Genomic DNA, 24181 nt, shown 5'->3' with positions numbered 1-24181 from the left:
AAGTTTCTTCGGAAGCCGCGGGCGCGCTCATCACCGGACTCGTCGCCAGTCGATCGGCCACCGCCTCCAACGAGGCGGCGTTCTGATCGGCTGCGTCACGGCAGCGTGCCGCTTTCCCGATATGCGCCTAGCGCCACCAGGTGTCGAGGGGGGTCACCGGCACGGTGCGCTTGTGGCGGGTGGCGGTGAACAGCGATTCGACGCGCTCGGCGACCTCGTCGCTCACCTGTTTGCCCTCGAGGTAGTCGTCGATCTCGCTGTAGCGCACACCGAGCGCGTCTTCGTCGGGCAGTGCGGGGCGGTCGTCCTCGAGATCGGCGGTCGGCACCTTCGACCAGGTGCTCGGCGGTGCCCCGAGTTCCTGCAGCAGCGCGGCACCCTGACGCTTGGTGAGGCCGGTGAGGGGGGTCAGGTCGACACCGCCGTCGCCGTACTTGGTGAAGAAACCGGTGACCGCCTCGGCGGCGTGGTCGGTGCCGACCACCAGCAGGTTCTCCTGCCCGGCCAGCGCGTACTGGGCGACCATCCGCTCGCGTGCCTTGATATTGCCGCGCACGAAGTCGCGCAGCCGCTCGTGGTCGATGGACCCGGCCACCTCGGCCGACACCGCGTCGACACCGGGGCGCACGTTCACGACGACGCAGCGGTCGGGGTCGATGAATTTCAGGGCGACCTGCGCGTCGTGCTCGTCGGCCTGCACGCCGTAGGGCAGCCGCACCGCGAGGAAGGTGGCGTCCTTGCCCTCGGCACGCAGCTCCTCGGCGGCCAGCTGGCACAGCCGACCGGCGAGGGTGCTGTCCTGGCCGCCGCTGATGCCGAGCACGAAACCCTTCGCGGGGGTGGTGCTCAGGTACTCCTTGAGGAAGTCGACGCGCCTGCGGACCTCCTGCTTCGGTTCGATCTCGGGTTGCACACCCAATTCGGCAATGATCTGTTCACGCAGTGTCCCCATGCCGTCTCACTCTACTTGGGCGACAGGCGAAACAACCCGGCGAACGAGCCATTCCCAGTTGTCGCCGACCTGAGCGCGGGTGTAGCCGAGCACCTCCATCTGATGCAGGACCAGCGCCGCCGAGAGCGTGGCGAGCAGACCGTCGGCGACCAGAGCGAGCTCGCCGCGCACCCCGGCCGCACGCAACAGCAGCACGATGTGGGCGCGGTGCAGCGCGTAGGGGCCGTCGCCGAAGCGGCCTTTCTCCTCGGCGGCGCGGTGCAGGTCGCCCTCGAGTTCGATATCGAGCAGCCGGGTCCGGCCGAAGGCGATCAACCGGTCGATCGGTTGGGCCTCGGGCCCGAGCGGTCCCGGTCCGAACATGAATGCCGTCTGGAACTTCTGTTCGGAGTGGTCGAGCAGGGCCAGCATCAGCCCGGAGCGATTGCCGAAGCGGCGGAACACCGTGCCCTTGCCCACGCCCGCGCGCTTGGCGAGCGCGTCCATGGTGAGTCCGGCGACGCCGTGGTCGCGCACCAGCTGCTGGGCGGCGTCGAGCAGCAGGGCTCGGTTGCGGGCCGCGTCGGCGCGCTCGGCCGGTTCCGCGTTGAGGGACGACGGTTGCCCGATCCGCAGCACATCGGGCTCGTCCGACCTCGGTGTGCTGTAGCTCACGCTGCTCACACGCCCCTCCGGGGAAGTATTCGGACCGTGGTCCGGTTATTGTCGGATGAAACTTGGATCTTTCCACTGAGTACACCAGGAGTCGTCATGAGCGAGACCCGCATCCTTACTCTGGTCGGCAGCCTGCGCGCCGGTTCGATCAACCGCCGCCTCGCCGAGGCCGCCGCGCAGACCGCGCCCGAGGGCGTCGACATCGCCATCCACGAGGGTCTCGCCGAGGTCCCCTTCTACAACGAGGACCTCGACGTCCCCGGTTCCGTGCCCGCCGCCGCGCAGGCGCTGCGCGACGCCGTAGCCGCCGCCGACGCTGTCCTGCTGGTCACGCCCGAGTACAACGGCACCCTGCCCGCCGTGCTGAAGAATGCTATCGACTGGGCCTCGCGTCCCTATGGTGCCGGTTCGATCAAGGGCAAGCCGGTCGCCGTGGTGAGTGCCTCGATCAGCGCGCGCGCCGCCGAGTGGGCGCACGGCGACGCGGTGAAGTCCGTCGGCGTCGCGGGTGGTGTGGTCGTGGAGTCGGCCGCCGTGCGGTTCGGCACCATCGGTGAGCGGTTCGCCCAGGTGCACCCGAGCGAGGACGCCGAGGCGCTGACCCAGCTCGGTGCCGCGGTGCACGAGCTGGTCGCCGCGGCGAACGGCACGCTCGTCAGCGCGTAAGCTGACAGCGCTCCCGACGGGCGCCGCATCGACACGGTCGATGCGGCGCTCTTTCGTTGTCGAGCCGGTTTGCTGAAGACTCGCCGGTAGGCGAAATCGTGATCTGAACCACTGTTTCGGCTGCTCGCCGCCGATGCTTCCTGGGACTTACCCGGTGGAAATTACATTCGTGCGACTCGCAACCCCTTGTGTTGTTCCCATCTGTCGGCCACTAGGTGTAGTGTCTTCGGTACTGGAACACGGTGTGAAGCCACTACTGATCGGGCCCAAGGGAAGGGGTTGCGAGCAGGGCTTTCTTCGCCAGATCCAGGAGTTTGCGCAGCATCACCGTTCGTGCACTGCATACGGATAACCAGGCTGTGGATCAGGCATAGGAGAGAGGGACTCTAATGACCGTCACCGTGTACACCAAGCCCGCGTGCGTTCAGTGCAATGCCACCTACAAGGCGCTCGACAAGGTCGGGGTGGAGTACGACATCATCGACATCTCGGAGAACGCCGAGGCGCGCGACTACGTCATGGCGCTGGGTTACCTGCAGGCGCCCGTCGTCGTCGCTGGTGACGATCACTGGTCGGGTTTCCGTCCCGACCGCATCAAGTCGCTCGCCGTCGCGGCCGCCTAGGACTTCGCCGGAAGGAGCCGCGATGCCCGAACGGACGACTCCGGGCGGGCTGGTCTACTTCTCCAGCGCTTCGGAGAACACTCACCGTTTCGTCGAGAAGCTGGGTCTCCCGGCCACTCGGCTACCACTGCACACCGCTGATTCGCTGCGCGTCGACGAGCCCTACGTGCTGATCACCCCCACCTACGGTGGTGGTCGGCACGTCATGGGTGAGCAACGGTCCGACAAGGATCTCGTACCGCGGCAGGTCGCCAAGTTCCTCAACGACCCGCACAACCGTGCCCTGCTGCGCGGTGTGATCGCGGCCGGTAACACGAACTTCGGCGAAACCTACTGTGCTGCAGGCGATGTCATCTCGCGCAAATGCGGGGTGCCGTACCTGTATCGCTTCGAACTGATGGGAACCGCTGAGGACGTCGCGCGCGTCCGAGAGGGATTGGGATTGTTTTGGCAACAGCAACCACAGCACCGGCAGGCAAGTCAGCCCGTCTAGAGCGGTCGGCGGTGCGGCCCGACGCCGCAGGCGAGGTGATGGACTACCACGCCCTCAACGCCATGCTGAACCTGTACGGCCCCGACGGCGAGATCCAGTTCGACAAGGACCGTGAGGCCGCGCACCAGTACTTCTTGCAGCACGTCAACCAGAACACCGTCTTCTTCCACAACCTGGACGAGAAGCTGGACTATCTGGTCAAGGAGAACTACTACGAGCCCGAGGTGCTCGACCAGTACAGCCGCGGGTTCGTCAAGCAGCTGTTCCAGCAGGCCTACGCCAAGAAGTTCCGGTTCCCCACCTTCCTCGGCGCGTTCAAGTACTACACCTCCTACACCCTCAAGACCTTCGACGGTAAGCGCTACCTCGAGCGGTTCGAGGACCGTGTCTGCATGGTCGCGCTGACCCTGGCCGCCGGTGACGAGACGCTGGCGAGCAAGCTGGTCGACGAGATCATCGACGGCCGCTTCCAGCCCGCCACCCCCACGTTCCTCAACTCCGGCAAGAAGCAGCGCGGCGAGCCCGTGTCCTGCTTCCTGCTGCGCATCGAGGACAATATGGAGTCCATCGGGCGCTCCATCAACTCCGCGCTGCAGCTGTCCAAGCGCGGCGGCGGTGTCGCCCTGCTGCTGAGCAACATTCGTGAGCACGGCGCGCCGATCAAGAAGATCGAGAACCAGAGCTCGGGTGTCATCCCGATCATGAAGCTGCTGGAGGACTCGTTCTCCTACGCCAACCAGCTGGGCGCGCGACAGGGTGCGGGCGCGGTGTACCTGCACGCGCACCACCCCGACATCTACCGCTTCCTCGACACCAAGCGTGAGAACGCCGACGAGAAGATCCGCATCAAGACCCTCTCGCTCGGCGTGGTGATCCCCGACATCACCTTCGAGCTGGCGAAGAAGAACGAGGACATGTACCTCTTCTCGCCGTACGACGTGGAGCGCATCTACGGCAAGCCGTTCGCCGATATCGACGTCACCGAGAAGTACTACGAGATGGTCGACGACAAGCGCATCCGCAAGTCGAAGATCAAGGCGCGCGAGTTCTTCCAGACCATCGCCGAGCTGCAGTTCGAGTCGGGCTACCCGTACATCATGTTCGAGGACACGGTGAACCGGGCCAACCCGATCAAGGGCAAGATCACCCACTCGAACCTGTGCTCGGAGATCCTGCAGGTCTCCACCCCGTCGGAGTTCAACGACGACCTCTCGTATTCCAAGGTCGGCAAGGACATCTCCTGCAACCTCGGTTCGCTCAATATCGCCAAGGCGATGGACTCACCCGATTTCGGGCAGACCATCGAGACCTCGATCCGCGCGCTCACCGCGGTGTCGGATCAGACCCACATCTACTCGGTGCCCTCGATCGAGCAGGGCAACAACGAGTCGCACGCCATCGGCCTCGGCCAGATGAACCTGCACGGGTACCTGGCGCGCGAGCGGGTGCACTACGGGTCCGAAGAGGGCATCGACTTCACCAACATGTACTTCTACACCGTGGTCTACCACGCGATCCGGGCGTCGAACCTGATCGCCAAGGAGCGCGGTACCGCGTTCGGTGGCTTCGCCGAGTCGAAGTACGCCAGCGGTGAGTACTTCGACAAGTACACCGATCAGGTGTGGGAGCCCAAGACCGACAAGGTCGCACAGCTCTTCGCCGACGCCGGCGTGCGCATCCCCACCCAGGACGACTGGCGTGAGCTGAAGGCCTCGGTGCAGGAATTCGGTATCTACAACCAGAACCTGCAGGCGGTGCCGCCGACCGGCTCGATCTCCTACATCAACCACTCCACCAGCTCGATCCACCCGGTGGCGTCGAAGATCGAGATCCGCAAGGAAGGCAAGATCGGCCGCGTCTACTACCCGGCCCCGTATCTCACCAACGACAACCTGGAGTACTACCAGGACGCGTACGAGATCGGTTACGAGAAGATCATCGACACCTACGCCGCGGCCACCCAGCACGTGGACCAGGGCCTGTCGCTGACACTCTTCTTCAAGGACACCGCCACCACCCGCGACCTGAACAAGGCCCAGATCTACGCCTGGCGCAAGGGAATCAAGACCCTCTACTACATCCGCCTGCGGCAGATGGCCCTCGAGGGGACCGAAGTGGAGAACTGCGTCAGCTGCATGTTGTAAGTCTTGGCCGACGACCTCGGTGCGGATAACCGCACCGAGGTCGTTCGTCGTGATCCGGCCTCAGCCGAAGAAGTCGAAGCAGACCCAGCCGCCTCGGAACCACTGGAGGATCAGCTGCCCGAGGGACGGGCGGGAGCCGTCGGCGTGGCGCAGGCTGAGGCCGAACGAGCATTTGCCGATGGTGGTTCCGGCCAGGTGCTGGACGATCGTGCGGTGCGTGAACGAGGCTCCGAGCCAGGCGAGCAGGCCGTACAGGACACCGGTCGGGCCCTGGACGAGGTGCCAGGTGGTGAGGCCGATCGCGGCGTGCAGGGCCATGTCGATGAGGAACGCGGGGATCACGCCGGTCTCGGAACCCGTGGACGTGCGTCCGGTGAGCGGGAATTCGTCCTGCGCGGTCGTCGTCGTCTCCGGGGCGTACCTCGATCGTCCGTCGCGCTCGTAGCTGCCGTTCCTCGTAGCGTTCCGGGGCGGTGCCGCGTTGGTCATGCGCCACAGATTGCTCGACTCCGCTTAACGGAAACCGTGTGACGACCTTGGTGATGATCTCTTGTGCCGCACTCTCGATCAGGTTATTGTCGCTATGACTAATACTGATGCGGGGGATGACTGTGCTCGATCTGATAGCTGCTCTGCGAGAACCGCTGTTCACGCTGCTCGGCACGCCCGTGAGCTGGACCGAGGTGCTCGGATTCGGTAGCGGTGCGCTGTGTGTCTGGCTGGTAGCTCGCCAGCACATCGCGAACTGGCCGATCGGCATCGCCAACAATGTGTTCTTCATCCTGCTGTTCACCCAGGCCGGGTTGTTCGCCGATGCCGGGTTGCAGGTGGTGTTCATCGCGCTGGCCGTCTACGGGTGGTGGACATGGGCCACCGGGGCGCCACGGAGTGAACGGTTGCCCGTCCGCAGGACCACACGCACCGAATGGCTCGTGCTCGGCGCGTGCGGTGTGCTCGGTACCGCGGCGATCACCGTATTGCTCGATACCGCAACCGAATCGACGGTGCCGTTCTGGGACGCGCTCACCACCGCGCTGTCGCTGATGGCCACTTACGGGCAGTGCCGTAAACGCCTCGAGTCGTGGTGGTTGTGGATCGCGGCCGATGTCGTCTACATCCCCCTCTATGTCTACAAAGACCTCCATCTCACCGCGATCCTGTACTGCGGGTTCCTCGCGCTGTGCGTGCGTGGGCTGATCGCCTGGCGGCGGGATGTGCGCGCGGAGCCGGTGGTTGTGGCGGTATGAGCACCATGAATGTGGTTGCCGGACAAAACGATTCCCTACGCAGGTTCACGCATGGTCTGGTGTTGGGCAAGTTCTACCCGCCGCACGCGGGCCACCATCATCTGGTGCGCACCGCAGCCGCGCGCTGTGACCGGCTGACGGTGCTGGTCTGCGCCGCCTCGGTGGAGTCGATCCCGCTCGCCGACCGGGTGGCGTGGATGCGTGAAATACATCCGGAGCCCGGTGTTTCCGTTGTAGGCGCCGTCGACGACATACCCATGGACCTCACCGATCCGCGGGTTTGGGACGCGCACATGGCGGTGTTCCGTACTGCCGTTCCCGAACCGGTCGACGCCGTGTTCACCTCGGAGACCTACGGCGACGAGTTGGCCCGCCGCTTCGGCGCCCAGTCGATCAGCGTCGACCCGCAGCGCCGCCGGTACCCGATTTCGGCGACAGCGATCCGGCGGGATCCGGTGGCGCACTGGAAGTTTCTCGCGCCACCGGTGCGCGCCGCGCTCACCAGACGCGTGGTCGTCCTCGGCGCCGAGTCCACCGGAACCACGACTATGGCCAAAGCGCTGGCCGAACATTACGGCGCCCCTTGGGTTCCCGAATACGGCCGTGAATACAGCGAGCAGAAACTCGCCACCCTCGGTCCCTCCGCCCACTGGTCCCAGGTCGAATTCACCTCGGACGAGTTCCCCCTCATCGCCGCCCACCAACAGGAACGCGAAGACCACGCCGCCCGCGAGTCAGGCCACGTACTCATCTGTGACACCGACGCTTTCGCCACCGAAATCTGGCACGAACGCTACCTCGGCTGCCCCGACCCGACCTTGCACACACCCCCACGTCAGCACCTCTGGCTGCTCACCGACCACACCGACGTCCCCTTCGAAGACGACGGCCTCCGCGACGGCGAACACCTACGCCCCTGGATGACCGAACGATTCCACACCGAACTCACCCGAACCGGCCGACGATTCACCGTCCTGACGGGCTCCCATCACGAACGCCTCACCGCCGCCGTGTCCGCCGTCGACCAACTCCTCTCCGAGGGCTGGGCTTTCGCCGACCCCCTCCCGGAGAAGCGCTGAAACCTGAGGAGGGCGAATGCCAGGCGGTCGCGGCTGTGGGCCGGACTCTAGCCGAGCCAGGTGAGCATCTCGAGTGCGGCGCCGAGACCACGGAACCACTCCTTGATCAGTCGTCCGAGCGTGGGGTAGGAGCCGTCGGTGTAGCGCATGCGGAGACCGAAGACGGCCTTTCCCAGGGTCGCTCGGGTGAGGCGCTGGATGACGGTGCGGTGCAGGAACGATGCGGTGAGCCAGGCGAGTACGCCGTAGAGCAGCGATATCGAGCCGGGGACGGCGAACCATGCGGCGACGCCGATCGCGAGGTGCAGCAACATGTCCAACGGGAACGCGAACCACATCCGGGTGGTGCTGCCGTTCGAGTCCTTCGCCAGCAGCGGCCATTCCGCGTCGGGTTCCGCCTTGGCGGGCACCGCCGGGACGAACACCAGCCGACCGTCGCTGTCGCGCTCGTATCTGGCGCTGAGAAGCTTGGTCTCTTTCCGCATGTCCACCGAGTCGCTCATGTCGGCAAGGTAGGTGGGGGCGCTTAACGGGAACCGTTGATCGTGCCAATACTGCTGCCGGTCCAGGTCGAGCTCTCAGTCGACCCGGACTTCGGCGGGCGGCCGCGAATCACCTTCGTGAGCAGGGGCTTTGCTCTCGGCCATCCGCCAGATCTCCCGTCCGGTGAGTTCCGGGAACGCGGTGCTGAGCAGGACGGCGGTGGCGAAGCGGTCGCGGGCGCGGGTGTCGAGGATGGAGCCCGCGTGGCGGAGGGCTTCGGCGCGGGCGGCGGTGGTGGCGATGCGCTCGGCGAACTTGTCGGCGCGGGTGCTGGCTCCGCGGGACTGCCAGAACAGCAGGGCGCTGGCCGCGCCGGGCAGCAGGCCCGCGGCCACGGTGGCGATCCCTTGCGGATCGCTCGGGTCGTCGCCGATCAGGCCGTACATCACCACGCCGATCGCGACCACGCCGCACACGAGCGAGGCGAGGGTCGCCAGACGCTGCTGCTGGAGCGCGCTGTGATGATGCTCGATGTCGAGGGCCGAGCGCTCGCGTGCGGCGGTCTCGAGCCAGTCGGCCTCGGCCTTCGTTTCGGCGGCGTCCTCGGTGATCGTTCTGCTCAGTCGCTGGACGCGGACACGTGAGCGCCGCGCGTCGAGCAGCTGCAACGCGGCCGCGTAGGCAGCGCCCAAAGTAGTAGAACCCGCCGCCAGTAGTTCGACGGGCACGGTGGCACTCATCGTCCGATTCCCCTTCCCGACCCGCCGACGGGCAGGCCCGGCAGTGATCCTACGTCGCCACCCACCGGAAGTTCGGAGTCGGAAAGCCCGCTGTGCAAGCAAGATTCAGCAGCAGCCGCGCGGTGCCGAGAGGATCCGAAAGACGGTGGACCGTACGGGTCTGCCACAAACCCGGACGGTCGGCAGTGGTGACCGCGACAGTATCGGGCGACGCAGGGCTGGATCAGGACCATCGCTTGGTAGCTTGGGCGCGTTTGTGAGGCAGTGGAAGGGACCTAGGATGCGCCGGTTGTCGACGATTGGCCTGGGGATCGTGGTGGCGGGCACGGTCGCCGCATGTTCCGGGGACGACCCGGCGGCGAAGGCGCTGTTCGAGCCGTGCGCGGGCGTGGGGGAGCAGGCGCTGACGCAGGCGGGGGTCGACCCGGCGTCGAGAGTCCCCGCCGGGTCGGCGGAGGCGGGGTGGCAGACGTGCGCGTGGGACGGTGCGACCGCTTCGCTGCGGGTGTACTCGGCGGATCGTTCGCTCGAGGAGTTCGAGGCCGAAGCCGGTCCCGGCAACTTCTACGACATCACGGTCGCCGGGCGTGCGGGACGCAAGCTGGTCGACTCGGCCTCGCTGACCACGGTGTGCGATGTCGCCTTCGGCGCCGAACAGGGAGTGGTACGCATGATCGTGGTGACGAATCCGGGCCAGCCCGCGCCGGATGCCTGCGCGACGCTGACCCGGATGGGAGAGGCGATCGTTCCCGCTCTACCCGCCTAGCGCGGGAACCACCTCACGCTCGAACAGTTCGATACCTGAGGTGTCGTAGGCGGCTTCGGGGAAGTTGAGGATGGCATAGCCGAGGCCGAGATCCTTGACGGCGCCCAGCCGTTCGGCGATCTGCTCGGGCGTGCCGGTGGCGGCGCTGCTCGCGAAATTGTCGGTGACGTAGGTCTTGGCCGCGTCGGCGCCGAGGAAGGGCGTGTAGCGGTCGATGATGAGCGAGAGCCGTTCCTGCACTTCGGTCTCGGTGCTTCCGACGACCGCGTTGAAGTTGGCGCTGCGGGTGATGGCGGCGAAGTCGGTGCCCACCTCGGCGCAGTGTTCGCGCAGGATTTCGGACTTGCGGATGAACTCGTCGGGGACGGCGCTGAAGTTGGTGTAGTTCGCGTATTTCGCGGCGATGCGCAGCGTCTTCTTCTCACCACCGCCGGCGACCCAGATGGGAATCCCGTTCTCCTGCAACGGGCGTGGGTGCACGATGGCACCGTCGACCTGGTAGTACGTGCCGTCGAGGGTGGCGCGCCCGGTGCGCCATGCCTGACGGAAGATCTGCACGCCCTCGTCGAGACGGCCCAGGCGTTCACCGGCGGGCGGGAAGCCGTAACCGTAAGCGCGCCATTCGTGTTCGTACCAGCCCGCGCCGATGCCCATCTCCACCCGGCCGCCCGAGATCAGGTCGACGGTCGCCGCGACCTTGGCCAGATAGGCGGGGTTGCGGTAGCTCATGGCCGTACACATCTGCCCAAGCCGCACCCGGCTGGTCGAGGCGGCGAAGGCCGACATCAGCGACCACGCCTCGTGGGTGGCCTCGTCGGTGGGTACCGGGGTGGTGTGGAAGTGGTCGTACACCCAGATCGACTCCCACACGCCGCCGCTGTCGAACCGCTCGGCCAGTTCGCGCATCACCGCCCACTGGTCGGCCGGTTCGATGTCGACCAGGTCGAGCCGCCAGCCCTGGGGGACGAAGATGCCGAAGCGCACAGGTTTCTCCTCAGTGTGTTGACAACCGATGTCGCCGCGCCACGCACCGCGGCTTTCGGTCTCCACTGTTCCCACTGCCGCCCGCTCCGGCAACTATTGTGCGCGCGCCGCGCCGAATCCCCGACCGGCGGTTTTCGCCCGCGACCGTCCGCTCAGGCGTTCGGGTCGCCGTAGGAGGCGGCGATGTCCTTGGAGCTGGGCCACCGGCTGTAGGTGGGCGACTGCGGCCAGCCTTCGGGGCTGTCCTGCCATTCCTCCTGGCGTCCGTAGGGCAGGGCGTCGATCAGGCCGAAGGTGTAGGCGAGCTGTTCGGTGCCGCGACCGTCGGTGTGCCAGCTGCGGTAGACGGTGTCGCCGTCGCGCAGGAAGGTGTTCACCGCGAAGCCTGCCCCGGGGCCCGCGCCCATGTCGGCGCCGAAGGGGCTGTCGGCGGTGGAGTACCAGGTCATGGTGTTGCCGACGCGGCGCTTGTAGGCGAGCACCTCGTCGATGGGGCCCTGGGTGACGATGACGAACCGCGCGTCGTAGGCGTCGAGGAAATCGAGCCGCGCGTACTGGGCGGTGAGCCCGGTGCAGCCGGGGCACTGCCAGGTGTTCCCCGGCGTCCACATGTGGTGGTAGGTGATGAGCTGAGTGCGCCCGTCGAACACCTCGGCGAGCGAAACATCGCTGCCGTCTTCGGCCTCGAGCGTGTAGTCGGGCAGGCGGACGGCGGGCAGCCTGCGCCGTTGGGCGGCGATGGCGTCGAGTTCGCGGGTGGCGGCCTTCTCGCGGACGCGCAGGGCGTCGAGCTCGGCTTGCCAGGTGTCGTGGTCGACGACGTTCGGGAGTGCGGTCATGGGTACGGCCTCCGATGTGTACGGCGTGCACATTTGATATGTTCACACCATATACTTCGCGGAAAGGGTGTTCAAGGGTTGGCGTATCACCACGGCGATCTCGCGGCCGCGCTGCTCGCGGCCGGCATGGAACTCACCAGGTCCGGTGGGCCCGACGCGCTGACCATCCGGGAAGTCACCCGTCGCGTCGGGGTCACGCCCAATGCCGCCTACCGGCACTTTCCCGACCGCAAGGCGCTGCTCGACGCGGTGTCCTCGGCGGTCCAGGCCGACATGGCGGCGCGCATGGCGACCGACCGCGTACCCGCCGGGCCACGGGAAAGCCTGCGCGCCGTCGGTCTCGGCTACATCGCGTTCGCGCTCGCCGAACCGGGTTGGTTCGCCGTCGCGTTCTTCGGCGCGGGAGACACCTCGCCCGCCGCGATCGCCGACTCGCCCGCCTACCTGGCCCTTGCCGAGGCGCTCGACATGATGGTCCACATCGGCGACCTCGCTCCGTCGGCGCGCGAGGCCGCGACGTGGAGCTGCTGGTCGACGGTGCACGGCTTCGCCGAACTGGCCCTGCGTGGACCGCTGCGCCACGTGGACGGCGCGAAGGTCTGGCAGTTCGCCGAACAGGCGGTCGACACCGTCATCGCGGGATTGCCCGTCCATGGTGTGACAGAGGCCACTGTGACCAGTGGTACGACAGCGTAAAGATGAAACGACCAGTCCTCGCATGTATCCTTCGGGAAGAAGTGTGGGCACAGGGCCCGCGGTGACGACGAGGAGGTGGTGTTGCCATGCGCAGCGAACCCCCTAGTCGAAGGCCGCGCGGCGTCGCCCCTTCGCTCTCGCACTGACACCAGCCGGCTCTCTCGGCGGTGGTGCGTGATGGTCGTGGTGGCGGACGCCCGCGGTAATCCTCGCCGTCTCCCGAAACCATCTCGGCGCATGTACCTACCTCTGCCGTAGGCATGCGCGTTGTCGCGCCAGAGGACTGTCCCATGTCGCAGATCGATCTCGTCGAAGCACGTCACGTACCTGTCGAAGCCGTCACGCACGAACCGAATCCTGTTGTGGCCGAGGACTATTCGGTAACCGAGGCTTTGGCGATCCTGTCCGAGTCGGTGCGCGACATCGTCGAGACCCACCGCGTGAACAGCGCGATGGACTGGCTCGACAACCGTCCGCCGCACGTCATCGCCGACGCGCTGGCCCGCATGGACGCCGTGCAGGCCGGGGTGGTGTTCCGGCTGCTCGACAAGGACCGTGCCATCACGGTTTTCGAGGAACTCGAGCCGGTCGACCAGCAGCAGATCCTGCAGGGACTGCGCGAGAAGAGCTTCCGCGATCTGGTCGAGGCGATGGACCCCGACGACCGCGCCCGCATGCTGCACGAGGCGCCCGCCAAGGTCGCCAAGAAGGTGCTCGAGGGGCTGAGCCCGCGCGAACGCCGGATGACCGCCGCCCTGCTCGGCTACCCGGAGGGTTCGGTCGGGCACTACATGACGCCGGAAGTCGTTGCGCTGCCCGGCAATCTGACCGTCGCCCAGGCACTGGCCTGGGTGCGGGCCAAGGGCGCCAACGCCGAAACCGTGTACACCCTGCCCGTGGTCGACCGGGGGCGCAGGCTCACCGGCATCGTGGAACTGCGCGAGCTGGTGCTGCGCGCGCCCGAGGCGATGGTGTCGGAACTGGTGGTCACCGAACCGCCGTTCGTGCGTGCCACCGATTCCGCCGAGAAGGCGGCGCGGCTGATGAGCTCGACCAACGAGATCAACCTGGTCGTCGTCGACAGCGAGGACCGGGTGGTCGGGCTGCTCACCATCGACGACGCGATGGAGGTGCTCGAGGCCGCCGACAGCGAGGACGTGGCCAAGCAGGCCGGTTCGGCGCCGTGGGAGGGCCATTACATGGCCGCCAAGGTGTTCCAGCTGGCGCGCTACCGGGCGCTGTGGCTGATGCTGCTGCTGTTCGCGGCCACACTCACGGTGAGCGTCACCGACATCTTCGCCACCACCCTCGAGCAGGCGGCCAGCCTGGCGCTGTTCATTCCGCTGCTCATCGGGGCGGGCGGCAACGCGGGCGCGCAGGCGGCCACGGCGTGTGTACGCGCGCTGGCCGTCGGCGAGGTGCGGGTGTCGGATCTGTTCAAGGTGATCTGGCGCGAATGCCGGGTCGGCCTGGTGCTCGGGAGCATGCTGGCCGCGGCGGGTCTGCTGATCGGCACCGTGTTCGTCGGTCCCAAGATCGCCGTCGTCGTGGCCGTCACGCTGGTGCTCATCTGCGGTTGGGCCGCGACCATCGGTGGCACGATGCCGTTGCTGGCCAAGAAGTTCCGCATCGACCCGGCCGTCGTGTCGGCGCCGATGGTGACGACACTCGTCGACGCCACCGGCCTGATCATCTACTTCACCACCGCGAAACTCGTTCTCGGCATCTGAGTTTCAGCGGGATGGAAACAGGGTGAGTGCCGCCGCCATCACGTCCCTCGCGACATCGTCGGTGGCGGCGACCACCTCGACGATGGGGATTCGCCGTCCGAAAACCGTTGATTCAGGGGGCAATTCAGGCCCGACGGCGGCGGTGTAGAGAGGAATCGAGCTGTCGTACACCGAGACCGAACGGTGCACGATCCGCCCGTCGATGTGCTCTTCGGTGCTGTTGGCCGCCAAGTATTCCGGCACCCGGTACTCGTAGCCGACCGTGATCCGCTGTCCCCGGTAACCGAACAGACACTGGGTGAGTCGCTGCTCGTCGTCGTCCACCGTGTCGATAAGTTTCGTGCGGACCGCGCACGGGTCGGCGCCGAGCAGCACCGTCGGCACGGTGTCGGGAGAGGTGCCCTGGGCCGGTGACTCCCGCCACCGCCGCACCATCCCCGGCACCAGTTCGTCGGCGACGGTGCACGGGTCGGTCCCCGGGCGCGTGGACAGGCCGAGGTAGAACGCCGCACCGGCCGGGAAATGCGCGGTGACGCCGCAGGATCGGGGCTCACCGGCGTCCCGGTCGGGGACGAGGCGGACGGTCACATCGCCGATGGGGCTGGTCCTGCCTCGTCCGCCCGCGGTCAGGCCGGGCAGCAGTGTCGCGTGCCAGGTCAGGGTGGTGCCTTCGCCAGGGGAATCGCTGTGCAGCACCGCCCGGCACGAATCCAGGCCGACGGTGACGCTCTCGATCGAACCCAGCGGTTCGAGCGCCTCGCGCGGCAAGATCGCGCACACATCCACCTGCCGGGTCGCCTGGGCGACCTTCTCGCGTTCGGCTCGGTCACGCGGCACCTGCGACCAGAACTCCGGTGGCGGCGCCGGGACCACCGGCGGTGGCGGAGCGGTCGCGGACGGGCCGCTCTCGTCGTCACCACAGCCGACGCAAACGAGTAATGCCACCGCGGCGAACGCGATCCTGCGCACCATCGGCAACCCCTGTCGTCGGTGACCCGGTCCGATGTCGGACCCGAACCCGAGTGTGCCCGTCCGAGCAATCCACTCGCAAACACCGGAACTGGACCGATGCCGCCTTGTCGCCGCATCGCGATCTCTGCCGGATCGTCACCGGGGCGGCATCGGATCCCCGGCCGGGGCTGGTCGCCGGGTTCGCCGACAGGTCCTTCGAGATCCTCTCACGGCAGCAGCGGCAGTGCCTCGCGCATGACCTTCTCCGCGACGGCCGAGTCGGCGGTGACCGACACCTTCGGCACGCGGGGGCCGAGCAGGGCGTCGGTGGGGCCGGGAGTCAAAGCCCGGCCGACGACGGCGGTCAGGGAGGTGATGGACGACGTCGCGGTGCCCGGTTCGAAGCGGAACACCTGGCGGCTGCCGACCGTGAAGGCGGGGGTGTCATCGGTGACCGAGCGTTCGGAGCCGTAGTCGTAGGTCACGATCGCCTCGTGGCCGTCGACGGTGAGTTTGCAGGTGGTGAGCCGCTGATCGCCCACCGGGACGAGCGAACCGAGCAGCGGGGCAACGGCACACGGGTCGGCACCGGTCACCACCGTACGATCCGTATCGGGTGAGGTGCCGTGCGGCGGCTCCTCGCGGAACTCGACCAGCGCGATCCGCAACAGGTCGGCGGCGGTCGCACACGCGTCGCCCGGCGCGCGGACGCTCAGCGACAGATCGGCGCCCGCCACGAACAGCGCCCACGCCTGGCACGCCGCCCGCGATTGCGGATCCGAGGACGTAGCAGGTTCGTCGTCGAACAACACGCGCACATCGCCCATCGACTCCTCGCGCACCGGCCCGTCCATCGCGGGTTCGCCGGAGAACATCACCCCGGTACTCCATGTGGCGTCGATGCCGGTGAGACGACCGTCGACGGCGATGGCGGCGCGGCACTGATCCGGGCGGACATCCTCGACGGTGCTCACCGTTCCGAACGGCTCGAGTGAGGCGCGCGGCAGCAGGGCGCACACGTCGATCGCGCGCACCTTGCGCAGGACGGTCACCTTCTCCTCGTCGGAAACCGCTGCCCTGGACCAGAATCCGTCGCTGGGCATCGAATCTCCCTCGAATCGGGACCCGCACGCGGCCATGGTCAGCGCCGCGAGAGTCAACAGAAATGCCTGTCGCACAGTCGGTGTCCCTTCAGATCGATTCGCCAGACCTCGGATAATCTTCCCGCATCCGGTCCGTTTGCTTTCAGGTGGCAGGGATGAGTTCGGTGTTCGCGCGCAAAACGGCTTCCAGGGCCGCACGGTCCTTGCCGAATACCCGGATGGTCGGCAGCTCAGGGCCGAACAGTGTCGATCCCGGGCTGGGCAGGGCCGGGCCGACTACCGCTGTGTAGGAGACGTATTCGTCGTTGTCGGTATCGCCGTAGCCCTTGTGCCCGTTGATCTCGAAGATCGGTTCGCCGCGGACCACGAGTGCTTCGCTGTCGTAGGTGTAGTCCACGTCGACAGCGGCATCGCGGAAAGTGAACTGGCAGGACCACAGTCGACGATCGCGGACGGAGATCGTGGCCGTCACGCCGAGGACGGTCGCCACCTCGCACGGATCTCTGCCGAGCAGAGCCGTGCGCGGTGTATCCGGGGACGTGCCATGTGGTGGCTCGCCGGCGAGTCCGCCCATCACTCGCGCCAGCGCGCGTTCCGCGATCGGACACGGCTCGGTGCCCAACGGGGTGTTCGCGTACAACGGGATGAAGGCGGTATTTGCGAAAGCCGCTGTCGCCGTGCAGGTTCGTTCCGTCAGTTGGCCGTCCATCTCGGGGGAGGCGTCGAGGTCGCGCAGTGAGCCGACGCTGATTCCGTCGACCTCGGTGCGTTTCGATTCGCCCCAGCCGAAGCCGTTCGGTGCGACAGCAAGCGACCATCTGATCCTGGTGCGTTTGTCGCTGTCGGCCGGGCCGAAGGTCGCCTCGCAACTATCCGGGTCGTCGTTCTCGACCTCGGTCAGGTTGCCGAACTGTGCCAGGTCGGTTCGGGAGATCAGGGCGCAAGGGTCGACGGTGCGCAACCGGGCCAGCAGTGCCACGCGGTCGTCGTCCGTGGCCGGGGCGGTTTTCCAGTACGCGGGCATCGCCTCGGCGGCTTCGGCCGGGGAGGCGGCGGTGCGCCGGGGCGGCAGGTCCTCCTGACAGGCAACCGTCGCGGGCAGGAAAGATATCGCGACAGCAAGCGCGGCGGCGCGGCGTATCAGCATGAAAGTGTCCCCCCTGTGCGGGTGAACCCCCGCGTCCTGCGGCCCGCTGCCGAGCACCTACGGAGGTCAGTGTGCCGGATCGCGGGGGCGGTTGTGCACCGGGCCCGCAGTGGTGCTGCTCACCGCCGGAACCAGCCGCAGGGTGCATGTGGTGAATCACTGGCGATCCGATGATGGTCGCGAGCCTCGCGTGGCGCACAATGGTGGCCGCGCGTGCGGCGCGAACGATCGGCCTCTGCGGCCGACGACGTCGCGTCGCAACACAAGCTGTTGTGTTCCGTGAGGTTCAGACCTACTACGAGTAGTGTTCGTGGTGAAGGGCTTCGCGTTCGACAGCGGGCACGGTCACAGGTCTGGCGGAAAGGTGTGGAGGCGGAATGAAGCTCATCGATCGGGTGTCGGCCATCAACTGGAATCGGGTACCCGATGAGAAGGATGCCGAGGTCTGGGACCGGCTCACCGGCAACTTCTGGCTGCCGGAGAAGGTGCCGGTGTCCAACGACATCCCCTCCTGGAACACGCTGACCACCGAGGAGAAGCAGCTCACCATGCGGGTCTTCACCGGCCTGACGCTGCTCGACACCATCCAGGGCACCGTCGGCGCGGTCTCGCTGATCCCCGACGCCCTCACCCCGCACGAAGAGGCGGTGTACACCAACATCGCCTTCATGGAGTCGGTGCACGCCAAGAGCTACAGCTCCATCTTCTCCACCCTGTGCTCCACCAAGGAGATCGACGAGGCGTTCCGCTGGTCGGAGGAGAACCGCAACCTGCAGCGCAAGGCCGAGATCGTCCTGTCGTACTACAACGGTGACGACCCGCTCAAGCGCAAGGTCGCCTCCACGCTGCTGGAGAGCTTCCTGTTCTACTCCGGCTTCTACCTGCCGATGCACTGGTCCTCGCGGGCCAAGCTCACCAACACCGCCGACATGATCCGCCTGATCATCCGCGACGAGGCGGTGCACGGGTACTACATCGGCTACAAGTACCAGAAGGGCCTCGAGCTGGTCTCGCAGGCCGAGCGTGACGAGCTCAAGAACTACACCTTCGAGCTGCTCTTCGAGCTCTACGACAACGAGGTCGACTACACCCAGGACCTCTACGACGAGGTCGGCCTCACCGAGGACGTCAAGAAGTTCCTGCGCTACAACGCCAACAAGGCGCTGATGAACCTCGGCTACGAGGGCCTGTTCCCGAAGGACGAGTGCGAGGTGAACCCGGCGATCCTGTCGGCGCTGTCGCCCAACGCCGACGAGAACCACGACTTCTTCTCCGGTTCGGGTTCCAGCTACGTGATCGGCAAGGCCGTCAACACCGAGGACGAGGACTGGGAGTTCTAGTCACCGATCCCACGGTGCCCGCAGTTCCGGATCGTCGAAGGCGTCGGCCGCGTCCCGGTAGAGCTCGCTGATGCGCTGCTTCACCTTGTCGCGGTCGGCGCCGGAGATATCGGCCTGATCCAGCCGCGCCGCCGCGTTCGCCACCGCCCGGAACACCCGGGTCGGTTTTCCGTCGATGATGTCGGCGACCGGAAACTTGTAGTCCTTCTCGAGCGCCGGGTCGCCGTCGGGATCGCGATACAGATAAACGCCGGCGAGCTTCTTCGGATCACCCTTGGCCCACTCCAGGGCATCATGCTCGGCGCGGTGCCCGGTCCATTCATGATCCCGCGGCGCCCACGGCATATCGACATCGGCGGCATTGTCGGATTCGGGCGGAACCTCACGCTTCGACATAGGTCTCTCCTTGACACTCGCGGGTCATGGATCAGCGTGAGCCATGCTACCAACAGCCCTGCTACCAGCGACTTCGGTCGAGCAGGCCACGGTGTGTGGCCGCGCTTGTGGAGTAGCGCAGACCCTCGCGGCTGCGGTGATTCCGGGCGGCTACTCGAGTATTCGTTCGGCTGCTATTTCCTGCATTCCGGCTCTAGAGTTCGCCGGCGAAACGGCATCCGGTCGTCAGCGAGGCGGCCGACCACCACCCGGCGGGGGACCGCTTGGTGCGTCACTGGTGCTGGACTTCTCGCCTACGCCGATGGTGAGCGACACGGCCATCGTGGTGGCGGGAGTTCCGGTGACGGTGGCCAATTCGGCGTCCCAGCCGTCACCGAAGACGTTGTCCGAGGACAGACTCACCGCCGACATGTTCTTCGTGCTCGCCGCGTAACCGGCATCGGCGGCGAACACCGTCTCGCAGGAATCCTGCGGAAGGGCGATCTGGGAGGTGAGTCGGGCGTTCTCGCCCGCGACAGCGGTGGCGAGCGAGTCGTAGACCTCGAAGTGGATATGCGGCCAGCGGCCCGCGTAGCAGGCGGGGAAGATCGAGGTGAATCGGACGACACCCGCATCGTCGGCCACCTGTACGCCGCGTAGATAGTTCTGGTCGGTGACGCCCTCGCTGTAGAGCGAGTAGCGGCCCTCGCGATCGCAATGCCACACATACACCGCCATCCCCGCACCGGCCCCGCCCTGCACAAGGTCGTGCAATGTCAAGGTCAGTGACATCGGGATACCCTGGGCGACACCGGAATACGCGCCGAAGCTGGTTGTCAGATCGGATCGGACGACGCCGGATTCGATCAGCACATTCGGTCCGTTGGAGCCGTCGCCGGGATAGGGTCCCGCGGTTTCCTGTGGGGCTGCGGCGGGAGTGCCCGTGGTGGTCGTCGACGCCTCGGTGGTGGTCGCGCCGGTTTCCTCGCCCGCCGCGCAGCCCGCCGCGACGGCGGCCACACCCGCGGCTGTGAGAACGCCGAGAATTCGCCGCCGCGACATCACCCGCAGGTCGTGACCGAGTCCCAGATCGTGTTCGTCCATGCCGACGACGGTAAGCGTGTGGACTGCGCCCCGCCTGGAAACTCGCTGGACGTTTGCTGTGCGCCGATCAGTCGGTGACGTAGCCGTTGAGGCTGTTGCGCAGATCCGTGAGCACGGCGCGCGCGGCGGTGAGGCCGGTGGTGTGCCAGATCTTGTCGTCCACCGCGAACACACGGCGATCCGTCGCGGCGCCCAGATTCTCGAATTCCTTCGAGCGCAGCACCTTCTTGCCGTGCGCCTCACCGTCGGGGCCGTCGAACATCACGTAGATGATGTCGCCCTCGGCCTTGTTCGAGAAGTCGTCGGGGGTGATGTCGAACGAGGTGCCGCGCTGGGCCTGCGGGCGCTGCACACCGGCATCCGAAAGGACCTGGGCGGCAAAGGTTTCCGAACCCTGCACCTGGATCGTGTCGGCGGTGAAACGCAGCACCGAGGCCTGGGACTGGTTCGCGTGCAGCGCGGTGCCGACGTCCTCGGCTTCGGTGAGATAGGACTGCAGCGCACTCGTGGCGGCGGCGGTGCGGCCCATACCCGCGGCATAGGCGACGAAATCGGACTGCCAGCTGCCGCCGCTGCCGACCAACACGGTCGGGGCGATCGCGCGCAGCGCCTCGTAACCGCCTGCGGCAGGGGGGACGTCGCCGAGGATGAGGTCGGGCTTCAGCTCGGCGATGCGCGCCGGGTCGGGCGCGCCGATCGGGCCGACACTCGGCACCTTCAGCACGCCGTACCCGAGGTACATCGGCTGCGGACGCTCACCGTCGAGCGTCACCGCGCCCGCGACCCGCTCCCACAGGCCGAGCGCACACGCCGCGTCGAGAGCGGAACTGGTGAGCACGACGATGCGCCGCGGGTCGGCAGGCACCTCCGTGACCCCGGCCGAATGGGTGACCGAGCGGGTACCCGACCCCGCGTCGGGTGCGCTCGGCGTCGGGCACGCGGTCGCCGTATCGCGGTCGGCACCGACCACCCCGGCACCGGCGATATTGGTCGTGGTGCGGATGATCGTGCTCGCGTCGTCGTGCTTGTCGGCGCAACCCGCGCTCACCACGGCGACGCACAGCAACGCGGCGACAACGAGCGCGCCCCGCGAGCGGTCACGACGACCCTGCGTGGCGGTGCGACGGAATCGGGTGCGTTCTCGGGCGCTCACCGGCATGCGCACGAGGGTACTGGGTTGGGGTCGACGCGAATGTCGGGGGCCGAGGTCACCGGCGTCCGATCCCGCACCGGACGAACACAGCGCGGCCCGATCGCGGATCGGATGTCAGCCGAAGCCGATGATCTCGGAACCGCGACCGTTGCGGTCACTCGCGATCACTATCAGGGATCCCGAGGTGGTAGCCACGCGCGGGTTCCCGTCGGGACCGATGGCGACGGGCACCGCTGGACCCTCGCGGCCGGTCGATCTGTCCCAGCTCCGTAGCTTGAATTCGTCATCCAAGGTGAGCACGACTACCCGGTCGGTGAGCAGTTCGGCGCGGTCCTCGACATACATCGCTCCAATCGCGGGGGTGGTCATTTCGAGCTCGGTCCAGCTGCCTTCGCCGACTGCGGACAACACCTCCCAGCGGTCGCCCAATCCTGCGCGAGGATCCGAGTTGTCGGAGCTGACCAGGGCAGCCGTGCTGTCCGCCTCTTCAACGTCGCTGTACTTGTGCCCCGAATCCACGATGACCGACGACAGTGGCTGATTCGGTGGCAGGAAGATCGCGGTGTCTACCGCTCCCTCCTGATGGCACTGCACCCAGACGAAGCCGCTGTCGAACACGCGGACGCCGGCATTCATGGCTCGCACCGCTCCGGGCGTGGGAAAGCTGCGCGTATCGCGAACCTCTCCGGACACCGGGTCGAACGCCGTGACGACCACCGTCGCGGCCTCTCCGTCCCCGCAACGCGCCACCCGGTAGATCGCTGTCATGGTGGTCGCTATCTGCGGTGCTCCTGCGGTGCACTCGGCTGGTTCACCTGCGGTACGCCACATTTCACGCCCGGTCCTGGCGTCGTAGCGGGTCACCTGTCCGGTCGTGGACGAGACGGTGGCCAGCAGGTGCCCGCCGGTTGTGGAGCGAGGGTCACTGGCGAAATCTCCTCCGGTCCATAGCAGTTCGCCGGTGGCCGCGTCGAATGCCATCCAGCCGATATTTCGCCACTTGGTCAGCACCACGTCCTCGGCGCGCAGGTAGGTCGTGTCTTCGAGCCGGTTCCACACGCTGTCGGTGCTGATGTCGCGGCGCAGGTAGCGCCACCGTTCGGTTCCCGTCGCACCGTCGTACTGCGTGAGGCCCGCAGGCGTCGCGACGACGACACCGCTTCGGGCGACGAGAATTCGGTGGCCCAGATCGGGGTCGGCCGGGATCTGGAGCCGGAACTTCTCGGGCCCGAGCACCGCAGGTGCGGCAATCTCCGGTGCCGCTTCGGCGGTGACGTGATCGCTGGAGACGCTGTCGTCCCCGAAGCGGACCGCGAAGCCCGCGGCGCCGAGCACCGGGATCACGCCGATGACGAGCGCCGCCGTCAGCGCCCACCAGCGCGGCACCGGGCCGGTCGGCTTCACCACGAAAACGAAGATCAGCAATGCGCCCGAGATGGCGAGGGCGAGCGCTGCGATCGCGGACGATGCCCGGGGTGTCACGACGAAGTCCGAGGTCAGCCGCTGATAAGTCGACGGGATGTCTGCCGCGACCGCGAACCACAGGCCCCCACCGAGGACGAACAGTATCGCCAGTACACCGCCCGCACCGACACTCGTGGCACGCTCGTCACCGCGCCGCCCTAGAACGAGCACCACGGCACCGGTCAGCGCCGCAGCGCCCGCGACGACCAGGGCTCCCACGACCAGACGGAACGGGAAGTCGGTGGTCTCGCTGAAGTCGCCGTTGAACGGCACCGGAATCGGTGCCGCGACGAACTGGCTGTAGAGCGCCAGCACCACACCCCCGGCGAGAAGTACGGCACCGATCAGACCGGCGAGTATCGGTATCGACCGCAGTACGCGCGCGCGTTCGGTCGTCTGATCCCCGGACATCTTCCCCCACACAAGAACTCGTCGTTACCGCCCGCTCGGGCATCGCGTCGAGACTAGCGCCGGGGGTGGCGACGTGGAAAACGTCGCCGCCTCGGTCAGCGGGCGGTGCCGCCGATGCTGAAGTGGGCGCCGGTGGGATCGGTGAGACCGACGACCCGGCCGTAGGGCGTGGTCATCGGCTCGAAGACCAGCTTCGCGCCGAGGGAGACGGCGAGCTCGGCCGACTTGTCGGTGTCGTCGCTGCCGAAGTACACCGCCCACGCGCCGGGTACTCCTTCGGGCAGATGGCCTTGTCCGTCCATCACCCCACCCAGCATCGGGGACTCGGCATGCAGCGTGGTGTAGCGGAACTTCTCGGTGTCGGCGACGGTGAAGGTGTCGTTCCAGCCGAACACCGCGCGGTAGAAGTCGAGCGAGGGCGAGTAGGCGCGTGTCATGAGTTCGAACCAGGACGGCAGTCCGGCGGCGTCCTGCCAGACTCCGTCGGCGACCCGGCCGATCTCGCCGAAACCGGGGAACGGTCCCGGCTGCCACACGCCGACACCCACGCCGCCCACATCGGCCAGTACGGCCATCGTGCCGACGCCGGGGATCTCCATCGCCTTCACGAACACGGTGCCACCCGCCTCGGCGGCCTTCTGCTCGGTGGCGGCCGCATCGTCGGAGTGCAGATAGACGGTCCAGCGATCGGGGTACGGATCGCCCTCGTCCTCGACCCGGCTCATGGCACCGGCGACGGGGACGCCGTTCTTGCTGAACGTGGTGTACCCACCGAACTCCAGCCCGCCGCGTTCGGCGGTCCAGCCGAACAGCTCGCCGTAGAAGGCGATGGCACGGTCGAGGTCGGAGGTGTAGAGGTCGATCCAGGTGGGATCGCCGGGTTGCGGGGTGAACTGCATGCTGGCTCCTCGGCTGAAGGGATCTACGCAGACGGTCGCAGGCGAGCACACCGTCTGCAATCAAGACGCGCCGGAGCGGAAAAAGTCATCGCCGTCACCCGTCGCATCCTGCGGAGGACCGTCCGGGTATCCGGTCGG

Annotated in this window: 25 protein-coding genes; 10 read left to right on the top strand and 15 right to left on the bottom strand. The window is 67.1% G+C overall.

The window, feature by feature from the left end:
* Positions 1–127 precede the first annotated feature (127 nt).
* Positions 128–952, bottom strand: a complete 825-nt coding sequence (nadE, locus tag AB0I35_RS10900; protein WP_357395614.1) for an ammonia-dependent NAD(+) synthetase — start codon at positions 950–952, stop codon at positions 128–130.
* 6 nt (positions 953–958) lie between these two features.
* A complete protein-coding gene (locus AB0I35_RS10895; protein ID WP_357395932.1) occupies positions 959–1567 on the bottom strand; it encodes a helix-turn-helix domain-containing protein in 609 nt (202 codons plus the stop codon).
* Between the two features lie 135 nt (positions 1568–1702).
* On the opposite strand from AB0I35_RS10895, the gene AB0I35_RS10890 reads away from it, so the two are divergent.
* From AB0I35_RS10890 to nrdE, 4 genes are all read left to right on the top strand, one after another.
* Complete coding sequence (locus AB0I35_RS10890) at positions 1703–2272, top strand: NAD(P)H-dependent oxidoreductase (RefSeq protein ID WP_357395613.1); 570 nt, start codon at positions 1703–1705, stop codon at positions 2270–2272.
* A gap of 389 nt (positions 2273–2661) precedes the next feature.
* Positions 2662–2895 carry a glutaredoxin-like protein NrdH gene (gene nrdH, locus AB0I35_RS10885; protein WP_067985385.1) on the top strand — a complete coding sequence of 78 codons (234 nt, stop codon included), beginning with the start codon at positions 2662–2664 and terminating at the stop codon, positions 2893–2895.
* Positions 2896–2917: 22 nt separating this feature from the next.
* Positions 2918–3388, top strand: a complete 471-nt coding sequence (gene nrdI / locus AB0I35_RS10880; RefSeq protein WP_067493091.1) for a class Ib ribonucleoside-diphosphate reductase assembly flavoprotein NrdI — start codon at positions 2918–2920, stop codon at positions 3386–3388.
* Between the two features lie 38 nt (positions 3389–3426).
* Positions 3427–5532 (top strand): class 1b ribonucleoside-diphosphate reductase subunit alpha, encoded by a 2106-nt coding sequence (nrdE, locus tag AB0I35_RS10875; RefSeq protein WP_133733911.1) that lies wholly within the window; start codon positions 3427–3429, stop codon positions 5530–5532.
* 60 nt (positions 5533–5592) lie between these two features.
* On the opposite strand, the gene AB0I35_RS10870 is transcribed toward nrdE, so the two are convergent.
* Positions 5593–6021 carry an RDD family protein gene (locus AB0I35_RS10870; RefSeq protein ID WP_357395612.1) on the bottom strand — a complete coding sequence of 143 codons (429 nt, stop codon included), beginning with the start codon at positions 6019–6021 and terminating at the stop codon, positions 5593–5595.
* Positions 6022–6137: 116 nt separating this feature from the next.
* Between AB0I35_RS10870 and pnuC the strand changes: the two genes are divergently transcribed.
* Positions 6138–6779, top strand: coding sequence for a nicotinamide riboside transporter PnuC (gene pnuC / locus AB0I35_RS10865; RefSeq protein WP_357395611.1), 642 nt, complete (start codon positions 6138–6140; stop codon positions 6777–6779).
* The gene (locus tag AB0I35_RS10860; protein ID WP_357395610.1) at positions 6776–7858 is read left to right on the top strand and encodes an AAA family ATPase; all 1083 of its coding nucleotides are present in this window, start codon (positions 6776–6778) and stop codon (positions 7856–7858) included. Before pnuC ends, AB0I35_RS10860 begins: the two co-directional genes overlap by 4 nt.
* 47 nt (positions 7859–7905) lie before the next feature.
* On the opposite strand, the gene AB0I35_RS10855 is transcribed toward AB0I35_RS10860, so the two are convergent.
* Both AB0I35_RS10855 and AB0I35_RS10850 read right to left on the bottom strand, forming a co-directional pair.
* Positions 7906–8361 carry an RDD family protein gene (locus AB0I35_RS10855; RefSeq protein WP_357395609.1) on the bottom strand — a complete coding sequence of 152 codons (456 nt, stop codon included), beginning with the start codon at positions 8359–8361 and terminating at the stop codon, positions 7906–7908.
* A gap of 75 nt (positions 8362–8436) precedes the next feature.
* On the bottom strand, positions 8437–9081 hold the full coding sequence (locus AB0I35_RS10850) for a hypothetical protein (protein WP_357395607.1): 645 nt from the start codon (positions 9079–9081) through the stop codon (positions 8437–8439).
* A gap of 289 nt (positions 9082–9370) precedes the next feature.
* On the opposite strand from AB0I35_RS10850, the gene AB0I35_RS10845 reads away from it, so the two are divergent.
* Complete coding sequence (locus tag AB0I35_RS10845) at positions 9371–9847, top strand: DUF3558 family protein (protein WP_357150580.1); 477 nt, start codon at positions 9371–9373, stop codon at positions 9845–9847.
* On the opposite strand, the gene AB0I35_RS10840 is transcribed toward AB0I35_RS10845, so the two are convergent.
* On the bottom strand, positions 9836–10831 hold the full coding sequence (locus AB0I35_RS10840) for an LLM class F420-dependent oxidoreductase (protein WP_357395606.1): 996 nt from the start codon (positions 10829–10831) through the stop codon (positions 9836–9838). The two genes, AB0I35_RS10845 and AB0I35_RS10840, sit on opposite strands and share 12 nt — an antisense overlap.
* Positions 10832–10983: 152 nt before the next feature.
* Positions 10984–11670, bottom strand: a complete 687-nt coding sequence (locus AB0I35_RS10835) for a DUF899 family protein (RefSeq protein ID WP_357395605.1) — start codon at positions 11668–11670, stop codon at positions 10984–10986.
* Positions 11671–11748: 78 nt separating this feature from the next.
* Here AB0I35_RS10835 and AB0I35_RS10830 point away from each other — a divergent pair, with 78 nt between their 5' ends.
* Entirely contained in the window at positions 11749–12366 is a 618-nt protein-coding gene (locus AB0I35_RS10830; protein ID WP_357395604.1) for a TetR/AcrR family transcriptional regulator, read from the top strand.
* Between the two features lie 290 nt (positions 12367–12656).
* Positions 12657–14096, top strand: a complete 1440-nt coding sequence (gene mgtE / locus AB0I35_RS10825; RefSeq protein ID WP_357395603.1) for a magnesium transporter — start codon at positions 12657–12659, stop codon at positions 14094–14096.
* Positions 14097–14099: 3 nt separating this feature from the next.
* Here the strand turns inward: mgtE and AB0I35_RS10820 are convergent, their stop codons facing one another.
* From AB0I35_RS10820 to AB0I35_RS10810, 3 genes are all read right to left on the bottom strand, one after another.
* Positions 14100–15068, bottom strand: a complete 969-nt coding sequence (locus AB0I35_RS10820; protein ID WP_357395602.1) for a peptidase — start codon at positions 15066–15068, stop codon at positions 14100–14102.
* 206 nt (positions 15069–15274) lie between these two features.
* The gene (locus AB0I35_RS10815) at positions 15275–16150 is read right to left on the bottom strand and encodes a hypothetical protein (RefSeq protein WP_357395600.1); all 876 of its coding nucleotides are present in this window, start codon (positions 16148–16150) and stop codon (positions 15275–15277) included.
* 142 nt (positions 16151–16292) lie between these two features.
* Positions 16293–17297 carry a hypothetical protein gene (locus tag AB0I35_RS10810; protein WP_357395599.1) on the bottom strand — a complete coding sequence of 335 codons (1005 nt, stop codon included), beginning with the start codon at positions 17295–17297 and terminating at the stop codon, positions 16293–16295.
* Positions 17298–17674: 377 nt separating this feature from the next.
* Between AB0I35_RS10810 and nrdF the strand changes: the two genes are divergently transcribed.
* A complete protein-coding gene (gene nrdF / locus AB0I35_RS10805; RefSeq protein ID WP_067493116.1) occupies positions 17675–18637 on the top strand; it encodes a class 1b ribonucleoside-diphosphate reductase subunit beta in 963 nt (320 codons plus the stop codon).
* Here nrdF and AB0I35_RS10800 read toward each other — a convergent pair whose 3' ends face one another.
* The 5 genes from AB0I35_RS10800 to AB0I35_RS10780 form a co-directional block, all read right to left on the bottom strand.
* On the bottom strand, positions 18638–19033 hold the full coding sequence (locus AB0I35_RS10800) for a hypothetical protein (protein WP_357395598.1): 396 nt from the start codon (positions 19031–19033) through the stop codon (positions 18638–18640).
* Positions 19034–19258: 225 nt separating this feature from the next.
* Positions 19259–20116 carry a dioxygenase gene (locus tag AB0I35_RS10795; protein ID WP_357395597.1) on the bottom strand — a complete coding sequence of 286 codons (858 nt, stop codon included), beginning with the start codon at positions 20114–20116 and terminating at the stop codon, positions 19259–19261.
* A 67-nt stretch (positions 20117–20183) separates the two neighbouring features.
* Complete coding sequence (locus tag AB0I35_RS10790; protein ID WP_357395596.1) at positions 20184–21275, bottom strand: ABC transporter substrate-binding protein; 1092 nt, start codon at positions 21273–21275, stop codon at positions 20184–20186.
* 108 nt (positions 21276–21383) lie between these two features.
* Positions 21384–23144 carry a PQQ-binding-like beta-propeller repeat protein gene (locus AB0I35_RS10785; RefSeq protein ID WP_357395595.1) on the bottom strand — a complete coding sequence of 587 codons (1761 nt, stop codon included), beginning with the start codon at positions 23142–23144 and terminating at the stop codon, positions 21384–21386.
* 95 nt (positions 23145–23239) lie between these two features.
* On the bottom strand, positions 23240–24043 hold the full coding sequence (locus AB0I35_RS10780) for a VOC family protein (protein ID WP_357395594.1): 804 nt from the start codon (positions 24041–24043) through the stop codon (positions 23240–23242).
* Between the last annotated feature and the right edge of the window lie 138 nt (positions 24044–24181).

The organism is Nocardia sp. NPDC050378 (genome assembly GCF_040655675.1).
GTDB lineage: Bacteria > Actinomycetota > Actinomycetes > Mycobacteriales > Mycobacteriaceae > Nocardia > Nocardia coubleae.
This window is presented reverse-complemented; position numbering and strand designations above follow the sequence as displayed.

Excerpts from the sequence above, each read along its gene's own strand:
- AB0I35_RS10860 (WP_357395610.1), top strand. The coding sequence starts at position 6,776 with ATGAGCACCATGAATGTGGTTGCCGGACAAAACGATTCCCTACGCAGG.
- nadE (WP_357395614.1), bottom strand. The coding sequence starts at position 952 with ATGGGGACACTGCGTGAACAGATCATTGCCGAATTGGGTGTGCAACCC.
- AB0I35_RS10835 (WP_357395605.1), bottom strand. The coding sequence starts at position 11,670 with ATGACCGCACTCCCGAACGTCGTCGACCACGACACCTGGCAAGCCGAG.
- AB0I35_RS10855 (WP_357395609.1), bottom strand. The coding sequence starts at position 8,361 with ATGAGCGACTCGGTGGACATGCGGAAAGAGACCAAGCTTCTCAGCGCC.
- AB0I35_RS10815 (WP_357395600.1), bottom strand. The coding sequence starts at position 16,150 with ATGCCCAGCGACGGATTCTGGTCCAGGGCAGCGGTTTCCGACGAGGAG.
- pnuC (WP_357395611.1), top strand. The coding sequence starts at position 6,138 with ATGACTGTGCTCGATCTGATAGCTGCTCTGCGAGAACCGCTGTTCACG.
- AB0I35_RS10820 (WP_357395602.1), bottom strand. The coding sequence starts at position 15,068 with ATGGTGCGCAGGATCGCGTTCGCCGCGGTGGCATTACTCGTTTGCGTC.
- nrdF (WP_067493116.1), top strand. The coding sequence starts at position 17,675 with ATGAAGCTCATCGATCGGGTGTCGGCCATCAACTGGAATCGGGTACCC.
- AB0I35_RS10800 (WP_357395598.1), bottom strand. The coding sequence starts at position 19,033 with ATGTCGAAGCGTGAGGTTCCGCCCGAATCCGACAATGCCGCCGATGTC.
- nrdI (WP_067493091.1), top strand. The coding sequence starts at position 2,918 with ATGCCCGAACGGACGACTCCGGGCGGGCTGGTCTACTTCTCCAGCGCT.
- AB0I35_RS10795 (WP_357395597.1), bottom strand. The coding sequence starts at position 20,116 with ATGGACGAACACGATCTGGGACTCGGTCACGACCTGCGGGTGATGTCG.
- AB0I35_RS10810 (WP_357395599.1), bottom strand. The coding sequence starts at position 17,297 with ATGCTGATACGCCGCGCCGCCGCGCTTGCTGTCGCGATATCTTTCCTG.
- AB0I35_RS10850 (WP_357395607.1), bottom strand. The coding sequence starts at position 9,081 with ATGAGTGCCACCGTGCCCGTCGAACTACTGGCGGCGGGTTCTACTACT.
- AB0I35_RS10790 (WP_357395596.1), bottom strand. The coding sequence starts at position 21,275 with ATGCCGGTGAGCGCCCGAGAACGCACCCGATTCCGTCGCACCGCCACG.
- AB0I35_RS10870 (WP_357395612.1), bottom strand. The coding sequence starts at position 6,021 with ATGACCAACGCGGCACCGCCCCGGAACGCTACGAGGAACGGCAGCTAC.
- AB0I35_RS10785 (WP_357395595.1), bottom strand. The coding sequence starts at position 23,144 with ATGTCCGGGGATCAGACGACCGAACGCGCGCGCGTACTGCGGTCGATA.
- AB0I35_RS10780 (WP_357395594.1), bottom strand. The coding sequence starts at position 24,043 with ATGCAGTTCACCCCGCAACCCGGCGATCCCACCTGGATCGACCTCTAC.
- nrdE (WP_133733911.1), top strand. The coding sequence starts at position 3,427 with ATGGACTACCACGCCCTCAACGCCATGCTGAACCTGTACGGCCCCGAC.
- mgtE (WP_357395603.1), top strand. The coding sequence starts at position 12,657 with ATGTCGCAGATCGATCTCGTCGAAGCACGTCACGTACCTGTCGAAGCC.
- nrdH (WP_067985385.1), top strand. The coding sequence starts at position 2,662 with ATGACCGTCACCGTGTACACCAAGCCCGCGTGCGTTCAGTGCAATGCC.
- AB0I35_RS10890 (WP_357395613.1), top strand. The coding sequence starts at position 1,703 with ATGAGCGAGACCCGCATCCTTACTCTGGTCGGCAGCCTGCGCGCCGGT.